Below are 14281 nucleotides of genomic sequence, written 5' to 3' on the forward strand. Positions count from 1 at the left end.
AGGAGGAAATTATGGCAAAAGGACCATACAGTGAAAAAGTAATGGAACATTTTATGAATCCCAGGAATATGGGTGAAATCGAGGACGCCAGCGGAGTGGGTGAAGTAGGTAACCCTGCTTGCGGGGATGTTATGAAACTTTTTCTCAAAATCAATGACGATGGAGTTGTTGAGGATGTGAAATTTAAAACATTCGGCTGTGGTGCAGCGATTGCTTCGAGTTCTATGGCAACGGAGCTCCTGAAAGGGAAAACAGTGGAAGAAATTCTTGAGCTTACCAATAATGCTATTGTTGAGGCTCTTGAAGGTCTGCCGCCGGCAAAAATCCACTGTTCTGTAATGGCTGAGGAAGCTATTGAAGCTGCTCTTAAAGATTATTATGAGAGAGTGGGTAAAGATCCGAAAATTGTTGACGAAATAAAAGAAAAAATTAAAAATAAAGAGACAAATCAGGAGGTTTAAGATATTATGAAAGAAAGAGTTGAAGAAGTGCTCCAAAAGGTGAGACCGTCTCTTCAGGCAGACGGTGGCGATGTAGAGCTTATTGACGTTAGTGATGAAGGTGTGGTAAAGGTGCAGTTGACAGGAGCCTGTGGCAGCTGTCCTTTCAGCACTATGACTTTGAAACACGGAATAGAAATGCGGCTTAAAGAAGCTATTCCTGAGGTGAAGGAAGTCGTTGCTCTATAAGGAGAGAATATGAATAAATGGAAATGTACTGTATGCGGCTACATTTATGAAGGCGAAGAACCGCCTGAAAAATGTCCTGTATGTAACGCGTCTAAAGAAAAATTTGAAGAAGTGAAATAACTTATTATAGAGAGACTTTTTAAGTCTCTCTTTTTTATTTGATTATGTTTAATTTTAAAATAAATCCCTGGATGTACCTTTTTATTACATTTGCGCTTTTTATCATAGCGGGTACATTCCTTTTAAAAATGCCTTTTGTAAAGCATACCGAAGGTCTTTCTTATATCGATGCATTGTTTACTGCCACTTCAGCTGTCTGTGTTACAGGCCTTATTGTGGTGGACACGTCTGGTTTTAATTTCTGGGGACAATTTTTTATTATGCTTATGATGCAGGTGGGAGCAATAGGAATCATGACATTGACTTCGTCGTTGCTGCTTTTTTTGCGCGGTGAGCTCGATTTTTCCAGAAAATTTATGGTTGCCAAAATAACTGACAGTAAAAGCATACAGGAAGCTGAAAAAGTACTAATTATTGTTGTTATTTATACATTTGTAATGGAGTTTGTGGGTTTTTTGGTTCTGAGTTACGGTTTTTTTCTGGACGGCTTTGCTTTGAAAGATGCAGCTTATTACGGCTTGTTTCATGCTGTTTCGGCGTTTTGTAATGCAGGTTTTTCCACATTTGACAGCAGCCTTGTCGGCAGTAACAGTATTGTAAAGATAACAACGATGTTTCTTATTGTTTTTGGTGGGTTAGGTTTTTATGTGATCTATAATATTTTTATGACGCTTTTTTCCAATGAGAGAATAAAAGTGCACACTAAAATTGTTATTTACACTACATTTGCGTTGATTATCTCAGGGACTTTACTGATTTTTATGCTCGAAAAAGGCACGTTGAGTGTTATTGACAGTTTTTTTCAAGCCATTACAACGAGAACCGCCGGTTTTAATACAGTAGAAATAGGCAGTCTTCATGTTGTTACGCAGTTTTTGATGATTGTATTTATGATTATCGGAGCATCTCCGGGGTCAACCGGTGGCGGTATAAAAACTACGGCTTTTTATATAGCTGTTGTTTCAATGTATAGTATACTGAGGGGCAACAAAAGAGTTGTGATATTCAACAGAAACATAGCTTTGATTAATATACTTAAAGCATATGCACTTATATCCATGTACATATTTTTTCTTGTAATAGCAACGCTTTTACTCCTTTATTTCGGGGACTTCACCTTTATGGATACCCTTTTTGAAGTTACGTCCGCATTAGGAACGGTGGGGCTTAGCTTAGGTATCACCGGCGAATTAGGTATTTTCGGCAAATTAATTATAACGGCCTGTATGTTTCTGGGCAGAATCGGGCCTGCTACATTGATAACTATGCTTTTACTGAAAGAAAAAACTTCGAAACTGACTTACCCGGAAGAAAAAATAATACTGGGGTGATATATGAGTGAAAAAAATTATGCAGTAATCGGTTTGGGTATTTTCGGTTACAGACTTGCAGTAGAACTGTTTGAACTTGGCAATAACATTCTGGCTGTGGACAGAAACCGTAAACTTGTTGAGCAGATAAAAGAGAAGGTTACGGAAGCTGTTGTCGCCGATGCTTCGGACTATGATGCATTAGAGGAATTAAAAATACAGGATTTTAAGACGGTTATCGTGGGTATGAGTGACAACCTTGAACAGCTGATCTTATGCGTTACCAATCTTAAAAAACTTGGAGTTGAAAGAATTATCGCTAAAGCTAACAGGAAAATACATGAGGAAATTCTCCTGAAAATCGGAGCAGATGAAGTTGTGCTGGCGGAAAGAGAGATGGCTGAACGTCTGGCACACCGAATCAGCAGACCTGATATATTAAAAATAATTGATGTGGACAGTGAAGTAAAGCTGGTTAATGTGAAACTGGGCAAAAAATTTGCCGGAAAAACTCTGAAAGATCTTAAGCTGCGTGAAAAATACAATATAAACGCTATACTTTTCAAACGTAAAGATAATCCAATAAAATTAATTACCGATCCGGATATAAAATTTCAGGAAGATGACGAGCTGTATGTAGCAGGCAATGAGGAGGATATATACAAAATCTTTTAGAAAGAGGAGAAGGGGAACTAAGCCCCTTCAGTCCGTTTATCCTTCCATAACAGAGAGACCAAAGCTGTTGCCCCAGTTGTATGCTTCCTGAAGCTCATCTTTGCTCGGTGTCATTTTAAATTTTAGCGAAGGCTGTGGTAGTTTCATCCGCATTGTTTTTAAAATATCCTCACTCATTTTGACACCTTCGCCACTCCAGCCAAATGAGCCGAAAGCACCTGCATTTCTGCCCGAAACATTCAGTGCAACCAATTGTGCAAATAGGTTAAAGATAGGTTTGGGCGCTTTGGCATTTATCGTTGCAGTGCCCACAAGCAGACCGTGAGAAATTTCAATTTCATCAATAATATTATTGATATCGTCACCGGCAGCATCAAACATTTTAACTTTTACCCCTGATTCTTCCACACCGGCTTTTATTTTATCAGCCATGAGTTTGGTATTTCCATACGCGGAAGCATATACCATGGTAATCTGTTTTTCCGGGTTATTCCTGTAATATCTTTCGGCTTTTTCTTTGTAAAAACTCAGGTAGTAATCAAGATTCTCCCTTAAAATCGGACCGTGAGAAGGGCAGACAATGTCAATTTTTAACGGTTCAATCTTTTTCAATGCCCTCAATATGTGTTCTTTATAGGGGCGCATTATTGAGTTATAGTAAAATTCAAATGCTCCTTTCGCTTCTTCTTTGTTTTTTAATTGGTCGTTAAATATATTATCAGGGCAGTAGTGTGCGCCTAAAAAATCACAAGGGAAAAGTATATTGTCTTCCTCTAAATATGTAAACATCGTGTCAGGCCAGTGCAGAAAGGGAGTATGAAAAAATTTCAATGTCTTGCCGCCAAGATCTATTGAATCTCCGTCTGTTACTGAGCGTCCGTCAAACTCAGTATTTACTATATTTTCGACAAAAGTTTTTGCAGTCTTTGAGTAAATAACCTGCATGTCGGGGTTTATTTTCAGAAGCTCCGGTAAGGCTCCCGAATGATCCGGCTCATTATGGTTGAGTATTATATAGTCTATTTTTTCAATGGGGGTAATCTCTCTTATTGTGTTGAGATAATCATCTGTGAAAACAAATTTGTTGGCTTCCACGAGAGCTTTACTTTTTGTACCTTCAATAAGGTAACTGTTGTACGTTGTTCCGTGTTTTGTTGGTATTACAATGTCAAAAACTTCCAGGTCGGGATCGTATACTCCGACCCAATGTATATTGTCTTTTATCTTTACCGCTTTCATTTTGTCCTCCTATAAAAAAAGCCACCTTCTGGTGGCTTATCTTAACTTAGTACTTAGTCTTCATAAGGCTCGAAACTGCTTTTTGGAGCTCCGCATTCAGGGCATACCCAATCTTCGGGTACATCTTCCCATTTTGTGCCCGGCTCCACCCCGCTGTCCGGATCACCTTCTGCTGGGTCGTAAATATAACCACATATTGTGCATATGTATTTCATAGCCACCTCCTTAGCTTATTATTTTTATTATAAAAACAATTTGCAGTCAACTTCTATTTTATAAAGCTCTTTTGTTAAGCAAACTTGAGTAATTAATTTTCAAAAATCTGTATAGTTGGCAGTTCTTATTATTTCTAAAGAATGATTGTTTAATTTTTTGAGTTAGTATGGAGACAACAAATTTATCGTAATAAACACTTTTAAAATGTGGGGGGGTGATTTATCCAGAGAACTTCCGTGACTTCATCAGAAGGATTTTTCCAGCTGTGCGGATGATTGGATTTATATAAAGCCGAGTCACCTTCATCCAAAAGAAAGCTTTCGTTCTCAACTGAAACCTCCAACTGCCCTTTCAAAACAATTACAAACTCTTCACCTATATGGGAATGGCTCTCCTTGCCGCTGAAAGCACCCGGTTTTAGATACATATACAGTGCTTCCAGTTCCGTTTCGGAGAATTGCGGACGCAGCAGCTCATAAGTGACCTTTGATTTAGGGTTAACCATTTTGTTGCGCTCATTCCTTCTTACGACAACTTTCTGATTGGAGTGGGGATCGTCAAAGAAATACATCATGTTGACCTCCAAAGCGTCTGCAATTTTCTTCAGTGAAGAAATTGTGGGGGACACGAGGTCACGTTCAATTTGAGAGAGAAATCCCAGTGAACAGCCGGACAGTTTGCTTAGCTGCCTTAGTGTCAATTTTTTGCTTTGTCTCAGGCCTAGTATCTTTTTACCGATTGTCATAAGTTCAATTTATTAAACAAACAAACAAATGTCAAGCTAAAAGGATTGACAACTTGAATTGCAAGATTAAGTATCTTGTTTGTTTTATCCCTTTGAGTGTTTCTTATTGTGAACTTTCTGATAATTAAATTAAAGAGAAAGCATTAAGTTATTCGTGCAAATATTTGTCATACAGGTCAAGAGCTTTGAATAATGTGTTTTTCTCAGTTTTAGGAATTGGGTAGCACCAGCCGGAGGTTGGTATATATATTGTGTATCACAAATTTATCGGTCTTCGACCGATGTTAGTGGAATACATTACTTTAGTCCCGCATGCTTGATAATACAGGGTTTCGAAATAAACTTTGCACCGCTGAAGCCGCGCTTCCTGAATTATTCAAAGCTCTCGGGTCGCATATAAAAAACTATTTTAGTTTGCTTCGGTTTCTGTTATGATAAAATGATTTTTTACTACCGCCGGGAGGGTTACAGTGAAGCGCAGTGAGGTTAAGGAGTTTAACGGCAAAAACGGTAAGCCTGCTTATATTATATTTGACAATAAAATCTACGATGTAACCGAAAGTAAATTATGGAAAGACGGCGTCCATATGAACAGGCACAAAGCCGGGGAGGATATGACCGATTTTATTTCCATGGCCCCACATGGAGAAAATTTACTGGAAAGGGATAACATCAGGTTTGTAGGAAATCTTGAAGAGGACAAACAAAAGGAAGATAAGAAGCTTAAATACAGAAGACTTTACAGTAAATTGCATCCTCACCCAATATTTATCCATTTTCCTATGGGTATATTATATTTCGGTGCTTTTATGCTTCTTTTGTACCTTTTTACCGGTAACGTAAGCTTTGAAAATGCATCTTACTATGCTTTAATTGTTGGGACTGTTTCTATTTTTCCAGCTGTTATTACAGGGTTTATCAGCTGGTGGCTGAACTATGAAATGACAATGACAAATGTTTTCAAAAATAAAATTGTCTTTTCATCAATTTTAATCGTGATATCCTTAACACTGGTTATCATCAGGTCATATTATCTGCCTCCATATTCAATGAACTATATAATAAAAGTTATATACATCGGCGGTTACTTTTTATGCATACCTACACTTTCTTTTGTAGCTTATAACGGGGGTAAGATAACATGGCCCAGTTAAAATCAGTTTTATTAAGCAAATATTCGGGGGAAACCAATGGATAAGAAGCAGAAAAAGAAATCTCTGGAAGAAATGATAGAAGTTGTATTGTTCCGTATACCCAAGGAAATTGAGGCTATGAGGTTTTACAAGTCGGCTGCTGAGAAGGCTACAGATGAAGCGGCAAAAGAGCTTTTTGAAAATCTTGCTGCTCAGGAAAAAGGACATGAAGCCGAATTGAGGAGAATACTGAATGAATTGAAAAATCAGTTAAATGATTTAAGAAATGAGGAATAATATTTACTATTGCAAAATATATATGAACTTAACTAAAATAGAACTGTCAAAGCATTGTGGCCGGAGGAAATAATGAATGATTCTCAGATGATAGACAAGGTTTTAGCTGGTGATACCAATTCTTTTGAAATGATGATTATAAAGTACCAGCGGAAACTGTACGCTACAGTAATAAACATTGTTAAGGATGCGGATCTTGCCCAGGATATTGTGCAGGAAGCATTTATGAAATCTTTTGAAAAACTCGACACGTTAAGAAATAAAAACCAATTTTACCCGTGGTTGAAAAGGATTGCTATTAACTGTGCGTTTCTTACTTTTGAAAAAAATAAACGTATGGTGGATGTTTTTTCCAAAAACAGCGATGATGAAGACAAAGGCGATGATTTTTTTGACAGAATAACCGACGGAGCAACGCCTGAAGAGGATTTGCTGAATGATGAGCTGAAAAAGTATGTCAGAAATTTTGTGGATGCGCTGCCTGCAAAATTAAGGGTTGTTATCATTCTCAGGGAAGTGGAGGATATGAGCTATGAGGAAATAGCTGAAATACTGGAGATTCCTGTGGGAACAGTGAGATCAAGACTTTTCAATGCAAGACAGTATATTAAACAAAGACTTATAAAACAAGGGTTTGTTAATGAAATGTCAAAAGTATCGTAAACTTATATCACTTTATGTCGATGATGAATTGAGCAGTGTGCATGAAAATGAGCTGTTTGAGCATATCGGCACATGCCCTTCATGTAAAACTGCCCTTAAAAATGAATCGATGCTTAAATCCTATATAAAAGACAGTTACAGCGGTACGTATAATGTGGACTTTTCCCGCAGCATAATGGCTAAAATAGAAAACAAAAATAATAAAAAGAAAAGTCCGTTTAAAGCAGTTCAAAGATCCAGGATGGTGGCCGGTGCAGCAGTTGTAATAGTTTTTTCATCTATAGTAACTCTTTCTGCTCTTTCCAGGACAGATTATTTTGCAAAAAATGATAACTCTGACAACCTGGAAAAGTTTGTGTATGAGCATATGGATAAATCCTCACCCGAGCAACAGAGATCATTTGAACTTACCTCAGTAAATTTTCACAAATGAAATATTTTGTTTTAGCGTTTTTACTTTTTGTTTGTTCTTCTGCCTATGCAGGTTTTTTTTTCAAGATTGCCGTTGATAACTCATCATACTCATCCTTTATCCTGAAGAGCCTTAAAAATACTGAAATCCATACCCACTTTATTATCCAGAAAATCAGGGAAAACTATTTTGATATTTCCTTAGTGGATAAAAATTATTATCAGGTCAGTATAAAACGCGGGGTATCACTTTTTCATAAAAAACTACTTCTTTATGAACTCACACCCACTTTTTCTGATCGGTTTAAACATGTAATCTGGGTAACATATGACAACATTGTTGTCAGAAAAGAGGTTTATAATTTGAATAATAAACTGATGCTTTCTTATGGTTATGTTGATGAGCTGCCCCAAGTAGAACCCGGGCCTCCGGCTGTTTTGCATAAAGGCGCTGGTTGTGACAAACCACTTAATTTCAGAGGGTTTGAACTTTACGGTTGCAAGAGAATTGATAAAAATACAAAACATTTGATTTTTAGCGACGGATTGAACAAATTTTCCGTATTTGTTGATAAAAATGTTGAAGTAAAGAAAATCAGTAAAAAAGTGATAATGGGCAATTATGTTTATAGAAAAAGCCAGGGTGGGGATACTTATACAGTTGTAGGTTACGTACCCTTTAAAATAATGAATGATGTGATTACATATATTAATAATAAGGAGGAAAAACATGAAAGCAATGAGTAAGATTTTGATGGTATGGGTATTTTTGTTTTCCAGTATATCCATGCTGCATGCGTTCGGTGCCCCGGATTCCTTTTCGGAAGTTGCCGGGAAGGTGAAAAAAGGGGTTGTAAATATAAGCACTACTAAGATTGTTGAACAAAAAGGTATGTCAGATTTTTTCAACGATGAATTTTTCAAGAAATTCTTTGGTGATAAAATGCCCGATATTCCTGAACACAGAAGACCTTTCCGTTCCAAGTCTCTCGGTTCAGGATTTGTAATCGATAAAGAAGGTTTGATTGTCACCAATAATCATGTGGTGGAAAATGCCGACGAAATTATTGTAAAGCTTCCCGACGGGAAAGAATTCAGTGCAGAAGTTGTAGGTACTGATCCCCTGACAGATTTGGCACTGTTGAAAATTAATCCTGAGGGTGAGACATTACATCCTCTGACTCTTGGTGACTCTGAGAAAGCCGATGTGGGCGACTGGGTTGTGGCAGTTGGCAATCCTTTCGGTCTTGAATCCACCGTTACAGCAGGTATAGTGAGTGCAAAGGGGCGTGTCCTGGGTGAAGGTCCGTATGACAATTTTATGCAGACGGACGCTTCGATTAACCCGGGAAACAGCGGCGGTCCGCTTGTCAATATGGATGGTGAAGTTGTGGGGATTAATACTGCAATAATTCCCTCCGGTCAGGGGCTTGGATTTGCCATTCCTGTAAATATGCTTAAAGAGTTATTGCCTGAGCTGAAAAAGGGTGAAGTGAGACGCGGCTGGCTCGGTGTGTCCCTACAGCCTATGAATGAGAAGCTGGCGAAAACATTCGGTCTGGAGAATACTACAGGGGCTCTTGTTGCCGATGTTATAGAAGGTGATCCTGCCGGCAAAGCGGGTGTAAAGGCCGGTGATATTATTTTGGCTGCCGACGGGGATAAGATAGAAGACAGTAAAGAACTGGTGAATTATATCGGTAATAAATCCCCGGGAGAGGTAGTAAATCTAAAGATTTTCAGAAACGGTAAAACAATAAATATTGAAGTTAAGCTTGGAGAAAGGGAGACTCAAAGTATAGTCTCTAAAGATAAAACATCTACGGATTCAAATATAACTGTTTCCACTCTTAACAAAGATGCAGCGGATAAACTGGGGATTTCCGGCGGTGTAAAAGTTGTAGAAGTTGACAGAATGAGCAATGCTTTTGAAGCAGGTTTAAGACCCGGTAATGTTATTGTCTGGGTCAACAGAAAACAAGTTGAAAATGCAGATGAGTTTTATGATGTATACAACAACATAAAGCCGGGTGAAACTGTAGCCTTCAAGGTGATTTCCGAAAGAGGAAGCAGATTTATTGCTTTTGATAAAGACAAACCAACAAAAAATAATCAATAAATTTACAGGAAAGGGGCTGATTCAGCCCCTTTTTTTATATCTTTCCATTTCTTGTTTTCTGAAGCTTAAGTCATTTGTTGTTGACACGGATTTTTATTTATTAAGGAATCGTAGGTTGACTATATTGAAAAACATGATTATTTTTATATAGATAAATTTCAAGGAGCAATTATGATACATCCAATAATTATACAAGGCGGTATGGGCGCAGGTGTGTCCAATTGGAGACTTGCAAAAGCTGTTTCAAAGCTGGGATATTTGGGAGTGGTTTCCTGTACAGCTCAGGATGCAATTTTTACAAGGCGCCTTCAGAATGGAGATCCGGGGGGCGACATCCGCAGAGCTATTAAGTCCTTTCCCAATCAGGATATTGTAAAATATGTTATGGATAAATATTTTGTGGAAGGCGGAATAAAAGATGATAGATATAAATATATTCCTATGTATACCATCGATGCCAGCTGGGAACTGAAAGCAATGTCAATACTTTCCAGTTATGTGGAGGTTTACCTGGCAAAAGAGGGACATGACGGTATTGTGGGGATCAATGTGCTGGAAAAAATCCGGATGCCGAATCTTTATGTCCTTTACGGAGCTATGCTTGCCGGCGTGGATTATGTGATAGTTGGTGCCGGGATACCGAGGGAGATTCCCGGAGTTATTGACAGTCTGGCAGAACACAGTAAGGCATATCTTCGTTTAAATGTCGAAGGTGCGGCCCCTGATGATGACTATAAAATGGAGCTTGATCCATCCGATTTTGTAAATGTTTCCGAAGTTTCCGTTAAAAGACCTTATTTTCTTGCTATTGTTTCTTCCAATACATTGGCGATGACAATGGCTAAAAAGGCTACCGGCAGAGTGGACGGATTTGTTGTGGAATATCCGAGTGCCGGCGGGCACAACGCCCCCCCCAGACTTAGGGGATCATTTAATGAGCAGGGTGAACCGGTTTACGGACCTAAGGATTATGTCGATACAGATAAGCTTAAATCTCTGGGGCTCCCATTCTGGCTGGCAGGCGGATATGGCACACCGGAACAGGTTAAGAATGCTTTGGATTTGGGTGCAGCCGGAGTGCAGGTGGGTACACCTTTTGCTTTCTGCAGGGAATCAGGGTTTACTGAAGAGATAAAGAGAAAGGCGATTGATTTGGCCAAGAAGATGAAAGGAAAAGTTTTTACCGATCCTGAAGCCTCGCCCACAGGTTTCCCTTTTAAAGTATTGGAGCTCAAAGGGACGCTGTCGGAGTTTGCAGAATATATAAAAAGACCCCGTAGGTGTAATCTCGGGTATCTTCGTCAGCTTTTTAAAAAGGAAGACGGCTCTATCGGATATCGTTGTCCGGCAGAACCTGTGGAAGCTTTTACGGCAAAAGGCGGCGATCCGGAAAGGGCAAAAAACAGTAAGTGTCTGTGCAATGCACTTTTGGCCAATATCGGACTGGCTATGGGTTATGAAAGCGGTTATGTGGAGAAGCAGTTGGTGACAGTCGGTGACTGTTTTAACCGTATAGCTGATTTTCTGACTTCGCCTGAGATGGAATATTATTATGCAGAGAATGTTATCAATCGTTTGATGGCATTTTCAAGATGATTGTAAATATTTTTTATAATCAGAAAAATAATTTCCGGAAATATTTTTATTACAGGTGAAGATGAGTAACGAAAGGATATATATAATCGGCTGGTTTGTTTTTATTATTTCAGCGGTATTTTTTATTTTGTCCAGTATTGAGAATGACGATCCCTTTGCCTTCTGGGGCGGTGTGTCTTTTCTTTTTGCCTGTATTATTTTTCTACTTCCTCTGCTTTTGAGACGGAGATAATCTGTAAATTTCATTTTACTATTAATTATTTTGATGTTTTTATTGAGAATTGAATGGAGCCAGGGGGGATCGAACCCCCGACCTCATGAATGCCATTCATGCGCTCTCCCAGCTGAGCTATGGCCCCTTTGAAAATTACGAAAAACACTTTTACAATAATTTTCAGATTTTATCAACAACTTTTATTCTTGGCGCCCTCCCATTTTTTTAGAGCTATGACATTTTATTAGTGCTAAGCGCTAATTGTTAAGTACTAAGTTTTAACAACTTCAATTACCCAAACTACCTCAAGTACCTCAAATACTTCCAGCGACCTCTAAATACCCCCCTCTACATGTATCACGACTAAAATATTGTCAAAATAATAAATGTGTGAATTTTGAATAATGTATTATTATAAATTTTACCACCCCTTAATCCCCTCCTAACTCTTTGATAGGAGGGGAGATAAAGCTCCTCCCCTAATTTAGGGGAGGTTGGGTGGGGTACTTATTCAAAGTTCTCAATGTGTAAATTTTAAGAGCTTGCCAATTTTTATTGTTTATTTTTTTTCTTGTAAAAACTAAGGTTTGAGATTAAAAATAGACAAGTGAGCGTTATATGATAATTACGCTGTAAATCAGGAGGAGCCAATGGCTTTTGATGTTAGCTATGCATTGGATGGAACAGTTGCCGTAATTGAGATTCCGGAGCGCCTTGATGCCGGATGTTCTAATGAGCTTAAAGAAAAAATCAATGCAGTTGTAAATGAGTCAATCTATAATATAGTTATTGATCTTTCAAAAACAAACTTTATCGATTCCAGCGGACTTGGTGCACTTGTTTCAAAAATATCCGTCTGCAAAGCTAACGGTGGAGATATAAAACTTGCTTCTCCCGGAAAGCGGGTGTTTGAAATATTACAAATTACACACCTTGACAAAGTATTGAATTATTACCATGATCTTGAAGAAGCGGTAAACAGTTTTGAATCAGGTTAGTTTTAATGAAGAAACCTGTTAATCAACACAATCTGGAACCTGATTACAGCAGACCCCTTTTCGAAGTTCCCATAGATATCAAGCGTAAAATTATTAACATCCTTACCCTTCTGTACGGATCGGAAGTTAGCAGGCGCATATATCCTGAACTGGAAAGGATAATGAAGGTATATTATGCCTATAAGTGTGATGATTTGATAGAATGGGAAAAGTCTTTTGATAAATCCGAGATGTTTGGTCAGGAAGATGTTATTTTGATAACCTACGGAGATATCATCCAGAATAATTCAAAAAAGCCATTGAAGGTTCTGGCTGATTTTTGCCGCGATTATTTCAGCAATTCATTTAATACAATTCATATTTTACCCTTTTTCCCATATTCTTCAGACAGGGGGTTTTCGGTAAAGGATTTCGAGGAAGTTGATCATAATCTCGGTACATGGTCTGATATAGAGGATATAGGCAAAGATTTTAAGCTTATGTTTGACGGTGTTTTTAACCATATTTCAGCTAAGAGTAAATGGTTTCAGGAGTTTTTAAACGGCAATCCGGATTTTAAAAACTTTTTTATTGTTTTATCCACAAGCGAAATGGTTTCCGAGGACCACCTAAAACTTATTGTCAGACCGAGAACGTCTTCTTTGTTTACGGAATTTCAGACTATTGAAGGCCCCAAACTTGTTTGGACGACATTCAGTCCGGACCAGGTTGATTTAAATTTTCACAATCCCAAAGTTTTGATTAAGATGATTGATATTTTCCTGACATATGTCAGGAGAGGTGCCGATATGATAAGGCTGGACGCTGTAACCTATCTCTGGGAAGAACTGGGTACGGACTGTGTTCACCTGAAGCAGACCCATGCTATTATCAAGCTCTTCAGGGTTATACTGGATGCCGTGGCCCCCTATGTTGCCTTAATAACTGAGACCAATGTTCCTCACGAACAGAACATTCAGTATTTCGGCAACGGTTATGATGAGGCACAGATGGTATATAATTTTGCTTTGCCGCCTCTGGTTTATCATTCGTTTGTTACCGGCAAAACAAATAAACTTACAAAGTGGGCAAAAACTATAAAAAGGATTTCCGAACAGGCGACTTACTTTAACTTCCTTGATTCCCATGACGGGATAGGGTTGTTACCTGTAAAAGGGATACTTGATAATGATGATATAGATTTTTTGGTATATAAGACTGTTGAGCGCGGCGGCTATATCTCCTACAGAACGGATTCAGACGGGAGTGAAAGCCCTTACGAGCTTAATATAACATGGTATAGTGCAATAAACGGCAGTGATGACGAGACTGTTGAAGACCAAGCAGTCCGTGTAAAAAGATATATTGCATCCAGGGCCATAGCCCTCTTTTTCTTGGGAGTTCCGGGTATTTATTTTCACGGTCTGATTGGATCCAAGAATGATGCTGAAGCTGTTCTTAAAGAGAAAAATACCAGAAGTATCAACAGGGAAGTGATTGATGGACAAACTTTGAAGAAAAAGCTTGAAGACAAAAATTCCATTTCCGCCCAAATTGTTGATAACTTAAATGAACTTATAAACATAAGAAAGAACGAAGTTCTTTTTCAACCAAATGCCCGTCAGTATGTTTATGAAATTTCGGAGAAGTTATTTGCTTTTGTAAGAAAACTGGATGAAAGTGACGAATTTGTATTATGCATAATAAATGTTACACGGGAGAGGGTACCTTTTGAAATACCGGATGAGCTTACCGGTAAAACAAAATTATTTTATGAACTTGTGAGTAAAAGAAATATAGATTTGGGAAAAAACAGTAAAGTCGAAATCGACGGTTACGGCATAATGTTAATAAAATCATCAAAAAAACCCGCCTAA

At 38.2% G+C, this 14281-nt stretch carries 18 protein-coding genes and 1 tRNA gene; 15 read left to right on the forward strand and 4 right to left on the reverse strand.

The annotated features are described in order from the left end of the window. The first annotated feature begins 11 nt into the window (after positions 1-11). The 5 genes from nifU to UMU13_RS05250 are packed head-to-tail and all read left to right on the forward strand — an operon-like array spanning position 12 to position 2794. A complete protein-coding gene (gene nifU / locus UMU13_RS05230; protein ID WP_013886784.1) occupies positions 12-461 on the forward strand; it encodes a Fe-S cluster assembly scaffold protein NifU in 450 nt (149 codons plus the stop codon). Positions 462-467: 6 nt separating this feature from the next. After that, complete coding sequence (locus UMU13_RS05235) at positions 468-689, forward strand: NifU family protein (protein ID WP_328217606.1); 222 nt, start codon at positions 468-470, stop codon at positions 687-689. Between the two features lie 9 nt (positions 690-698). Further along, positions 699-809: a rubredoxin-like domain-containing protein gene (locus UMU13_RS05240; RefSeq protein ID WP_328217607.1), complete on the forward strand. Its 111-nt coding sequence runs from the start codon at positions 699-701 to the stop codon at positions 807-809. Positions 810-853: 44 nt separating this feature from the next. After that, on the forward strand, positions 854-2140 hold the full coding sequence (locus UMU13_RS05245) for a TrkH family potassium uptake protein (RefSeq protein WP_328217608.1): 1287 nt from the start codon (positions 854-856) through the stop codon (positions 2138-2140). Between the two features lie 3 nt (positions 2141-2143). Beyond that, positions 2144-2794, forward strand: a complete 651-nt coding sequence (locus UMU13_RS05250; RefSeq protein WP_328217610.1) for a potassium channel family protein — start codon at positions 2144-2146, stop codon at positions 2792-2794. Between the two features lie 36 nt (positions 2795-2830). On the opposite strand, the gene UMU13_RS05255 is transcribed toward UMU13_RS05250, so the two are convergent. The 3 genes from UMU13_RS05255 to UMU13_RS05265 all read right to left on the reverse strand — a co-directional run bounded on the left by UMU13_RS05255 (position 2831) and on the right by UMU13_RS05265 (position 4994). After that, positions 2831-4033 carry an FprA family A-type flavoprotein gene (locus UMU13_RS05255; RefSeq protein ID WP_328217612.1) on the reverse strand — a complete coding sequence of 401 codons (1203 nt, stop codon included), beginning with the start codon at positions 4031-4033 and terminating at the stop codon, positions 2831-2833. 53 nt (positions 4034-4086) lie between these two features. Continuing rightward, complete coding sequence (gene rd / locus UMU13_RS05260) at positions 4087-4248, reverse strand: rubredoxin (RefSeq protein ID WP_013886778.1); 162 nt, start codon at positions 4246-4248, stop codon at positions 4087-4089. Positions 4249-4448: 200 nt separating this feature from the next. After that, positions 4449-4994, reverse strand: coding sequence for a helix-turn-helix domain-containing protein (locus tag UMU13_RS05265; RefSeq protein ID WP_328217613.1), 546 nt, complete (start codon positions 4992-4994; stop codon positions 4449-4451). Positions 4995-5464: 470 nt separating this feature from the next. Here UMU13_RS05265 and UMU13_RS05270 point away from each other — a divergent pair, with 470 nt between their 5' ends. From UMU13_RS05270 to UMU13_RS05305, 8 genes are all read left to right on the forward strand, one after another. Beyond that, on the forward strand, positions 5465-6148 hold the full coding sequence (locus tag UMU13_RS05270) for a DUF2231 domain-containing protein (RefSeq protein ID WP_328217614.1): 684 nt from the start codon (positions 5465-5467) through the stop codon (positions 6146-6148). A gap of 36 nt (positions 6149-6184) precedes the next feature. Further along, entirely contained in the window at positions 6185-6424 is a 240-nt protein-coding gene (locus UMU13_RS05275; RefSeq protein ID WP_328217615.1) for a ferritin family protein, read from the forward strand. Between the two features lie 72 nt (positions 6425-6496). Further along, entirely contained in the window at positions 6497-7087 is a 591-nt protein-coding gene (locus UMU13_RS05280) for a sigma-70 family RNA polymerase sigma factor (RefSeq protein WP_013886775.1), read from the forward strand. Then, entirely contained in the window at positions 7065-7520 is a 456-nt protein-coding gene (locus UMU13_RS05285) for an anti-sigma factor family protein (RefSeq protein WP_328217616.1), read from the forward strand. Before UMU13_RS05280 ends, UMU13_RS05285 begins: the two co-directional genes overlap by 23 nt. Then, positions 7517-8245 (forward strand): MucB/RseB C-terminal domain-containing protein, encoded by a 729-nt coding sequence (locus tag UMU13_RS05290; protein ID WP_328217617.1) that lies wholly within the window; start codon positions 7517-7519, stop codon positions 8243-8245. The genes UMU13_RS05285 and UMU13_RS05290 overlap by 4 nt, the downstream gene beginning before the upstream one ends. Next, positions 8229-9617: a DegQ family serine endoprotease gene (locus UMU13_RS05295; RefSeq protein ID WP_328217619.1), complete on the forward strand. Its 1389-nt coding sequence runs from the start codon at positions 8229-8231 to the stop codon at positions 9615-9617. Before UMU13_RS05290 ends, UMU13_RS05295 begins: the two co-directional genes overlap by 17 nt. 171 nt (positions 9618-9788) lie before the next feature. Then, positions 9789-11213 (forward strand): nitronate monooxygenase, encoded by a 1425-nt coding sequence (locus tag UMU13_RS05300; protein ID WP_328217620.1) that lies wholly within the window; start codon positions 9789-9791, stop codon positions 11211-11213. Positions 11214-11274: 61 nt separating this feature from the next. Further along, entirely contained in the window at positions 11275-11445 is a 171-nt protein-coding gene (locus UMU13_RS05305; protein ID WP_148255823.1) for a cytochrome oxidase subunit III, read from the forward strand. A gap of 54 nt (positions 11446-11499) precedes the next feature. Here the strand turns inward: UMU13_RS05305 and UMU13_RS05310 are convergent. Then, positions 11500-11572, reverse strand: a tRNA-Ala gene (locus UMU13_RS05310). Positions 11573-12077: 505 nt separating this feature from the next. Between UMU13_RS05310 and UMU13_RS05315 the strand changes: the two genes are divergently transcribed. After that, positions 12078-12425, forward strand: coding sequence for an STAS domain-containing protein (locus tag UMU13_RS05315; protein ID WP_328217622.1), 348 nt, complete (start codon positions 12078-12080; stop codon positions 12423-12425). Positions 12426-12430: 5 nt separating this feature from the next. Then, positions 12431-14281, forward strand: coding sequence for a sugar phosphorylase (locus tag UMU13_RS05320; RefSeq protein ID WP_328217623.1), 1851 nt, complete (start codon positions 12431-12433; stop codon positions 14279-14281).

Source organism: Flexistipes sp., from assembly GCF_036172515.1.
GTDB lineage: Bacteria > Chrysiogenota > Deferribacteres > Deferribacterales > Flexistipitaceae > Flexistipes.

Excerpts from the sequence above, each read along its gene's own strand:
- UMU13_RS05245 (WP_328217608.1), top strand. The coding sequence starts at position 854 with ATGTTTAATTTTAAAATAAATCCCTGGATGTACCTTTTTATTACATTT.
- UMU13_RS05315 (WP_328217622.1), top strand. The coding sequence starts at position 12,078 with ATGGCTTTTGATGTTAGCTATGCATTGGATGGAACAGTTGCCGTAATT.
- UMU13_RS05300 (WP_328217620.1), top strand. The coding sequence starts at position 9,789 with ATGATACATCCAATAATTATACAAGGCGGTATGGGCGCAGGTGTGTCC.
- UMU13_RS05235 (WP_328217606.1), top strand. The coding sequence starts at position 468 with ATGAAAGAAAGAGTTGAAGAAGTGCTCCAAAAGGTGAGACCGTCTCTT.
- UMU13_RS05290 (WP_328217617.1), top strand. The coding sequence starts at position 7,517 with ATGAAATATTTTGTTTTAGCGTTTTTACTTTTTGTTTGTTCTTCTGCC.
- UMU13_RS05320 (WP_328217623.1), top strand. The coding sequence starts at position 12,431 with ATGAAGAAACCTGTTAATCAACACAATCTGGAACCTGATTACAGCAGA.
- UMU13_RS05275 (WP_328217615.1), top strand. The coding sequence starts at position 6,185 with ATGGATAAGAAGCAGAAAAAGAAATCTCTGGAAGAAATGATAGAAGTT.
- UMU13_RS05240 (WP_328217607.1), top strand. The coding sequence starts at position 699 with ATGAATAAATGGAAATGTACTGTATGCGGCTACATTTATGAAGGCGAA.
- UMU13_RS05285 (WP_328217616.1), top strand. The coding sequence starts at position 7,065 with ATGAAATGTCAAAAGTATCGTAAACTTATATCACTTTATGTCGATGAT.
- UMU13_RS05250 (WP_328217610.1), top strand. The coding sequence starts at position 2,144 with ATGAGTGAAAAAAATTATGCAGTAATCGGTTTGGGTATTTTCGGTTAC.
- UMU13_RS05255 (WP_328217612.1), bottom strand. The coding sequence starts at position 4,033 with ATGAAAGCGGTAAAGATAAAAGACAATATACATTGGGTCGGAGTATAC.
- rd (WP_013886778.1), bottom strand. The coding sequence starts at position 4,248 with ATGAAATACATATGCACAATATGTGGTTATATTTACGACCCAGCAGAA.
- UMU13_RS05265 (WP_328217613.1), bottom strand. The coding sequence starts at position 4,994 with ATGACAATCGGTAAAAAGATACTAGGCCTGAGACAAAGCAAAAAATTG.
- UMU13_RS05305 (WP_148255823.1), top strand. The coding sequence starts at position 11,275 with ATGAGTAACGAAAGGATATATATAATCGGCTGGTTTGTTTTTATTATT.
- UMU13_RS05280 (WP_013886775.1), top strand. The coding sequence starts at position 6,497 with ATGAATGATTCTCAGATGATAGACAAGGTTTTAGCTGGTGATACCAAT.
- UMU13_RS05295 (WP_328217619.1), top strand. The coding sequence starts at position 8,229 with ATGAAAGCAATGAGTAAGATTTTGATGGTATGGGTATTTTTGTTTTCC.
- nifU (WP_013886784.1), top strand. The coding sequence starts at position 12 with ATGGCAAAAGGACCATACAGTGAAAAAGTAATGGAACATTTTATGAAT.